At 65.1% G+C, this 1932-nt stretch carries 1 protein-coding gene; it reads right to left on the reverse strand.

The genetic code is table 11. The features are described from left to right. Positions 1 to 27: 27 nt before the first annotated feature. Positions 28 to 1932, reverse strand: a 1905-nt coding sequence (locus ROG8370_RS19755; RefSeq protein ID WP_212580141.1) for a tetratricopeptide repeat protein, incomplete at its 5' end; no start/stop codon positions are given.

Raw genomic sequence — 1932 nt, forward strand, 5'->3', positions numbered from 1 at the left:
CCCATGGCGCTCGGCCTTTGAGCTTTTTCACGCGTTTCGCACGAGGTGTTCCAGGGCTTTTTGCATGGCTTTGGAGTGCTGGGGGCTGTCGACGAAGACGGGATTGCGGGCGGCTTGTTTCAGGCGGGTGGCCGTGTCGGTGCGCAGGGCGGTGTCGCGCGCCAGCCGCTGGGCGAGTGCCACATAGGCCTCCACATCGCTCGCCAGAAGCTCCTCGAACCCCAGTGCGCTGACCAGGAACTGGTCGATCGACCGCGTCGAGCCGCGCCGCAGGGTGACCGGCGGCACCCCGTAGATCAGCGCCAGATGCGTCATTGTCGCCCCCCCGTGCGGGAATGGGTTAAGGTAGATGTCCGCGCAAGACAGCGCCGCTTCCGCCTCCGTCACGCTCAGCTCGCCCAGGATCACGATCCGCGCAGGGTCCAGCCCGACCTCTGCCGCCACCTCCGCCACCTGCACGTTGAACGCAAACGCCAGGGACCGCGCCGCCCAGCCCGGATTATACGGCGCCAGCAACAGCTTGGCGTGCGGCACATCCACCACCGAACGCATCATCGCCCGCAGGCTCTCGTGGCGCAGCTTCATCGAGGACCCTGCGTTCATCATCACGATATCAGTGTCCAACAACCCCAAATCAGCGCGGCTCAGCGCAGGGGTCTTGCGCGGCTCAAAGCTGGTCAGATAGCTGATCACCGGCCCGGGCACCCGGATCAACGTTTCGCTGTGCTGCTCTTGCGCCACCTCTTGAGCCGGATCATCGCTCAGCCCCGTGATCACCGCATCAAACGACGGATAGCCCATCGCCATCGGCACATGGCTGTTGAGCACCGCCTGCACCGGGGCCACACGATGGTAGAGCGCGATATCCATCGGCTGGATCCCGTAGGTCGTGGCATTGGCATAGAGGAACACGTCCAGATCATCCGCCAGGATCTGCGAGCGGATCCCCGAAGGATCGCCGGGCAACTCGCGCCGGTGGGTGATCGCATTGTCAAAGCGGGTGTCAAACTCCGGATCCCTGCTCGCCACGCGGTCACGAAAACCCACCGAATACGCGTAAATCTCGTAATGTGCCGGATCAAATCGCCGGAAGAACGCCACGACCGCTTCACTGTCAGGGCCCTTCTCAAACGTCCGGCACAGGATGCCGATGCGTTGCTTTTGCGGCTCTGACACCGGGAAATCGACGCCCTTGACAGGCAGCGCCCGCACCGCGCTGCGCGGCGTTCCGCTGCGCAACGCCACATGCTCCAGCACCCGGTTGCGCGCCCGCTGCACCGCGTTCAACGGTGCGTCCACCAGCAAAAGCTGCCCCAGATCAAGCCCGGACAACAGCCGCAGCAACCGCCGACGCAGCGCCGCATCCCGCGCGTCCAGATCCGCGCTCTGCGTCGCATCCAGCCCGTCCGCAATCCAGTCCAGCAGCCGTGCCACATGGGCAACCCAGGCCAGATCCTCGCCCGCGCGACCCAGAAATGGCGGCAGGCTGGCCCAATGCACCCAGCGCTCCAGCACATCCTCGGGCAGCCGCTGCGGCTCCTGCGGCAGCGGCACCTGCCAATTGGGCAGCAAGAGCATCCCCCGCATCAGCAGGCAGCGCTGCTCGTCCGCATCCAGATCCGCCGTATCAGAGCCGCTTTCGGCCAGATCGCAGAGCATCTCACGCACCCGCGCCGCCGCCGCCACCTCCGCGGCATCCAGATCCGCAAAGGCCGTGAACCCCGACCGCAAATTGCGCCCGTAATCGGCAAAGAACTCATGCGCCAACAGCCCCTTAGCGCCCTTGACCTCACCTTCCAGCGCCACCCGCGCCGCACGCCGATACCCCACAACACGCCCCGCAAAACCACACGGCGTATCCCCAGCCAAAACAGCCCAAGCACCCGTCAATACATCCGCCTCAAACGAAAAATCACGCAAACCCGTCAGAAG

The sequence above is a fragment of the Roseovarius gaetbuli genome (genome assembly GCF_900172365.1).
Classification (GTDB): domain Bacteria; phylum Pseudomonadota; class Alphaproteobacteria; order Rhodobacterales; family Rhodobacteraceae; genus Roseovarius; species Roseovarius gaetbuli.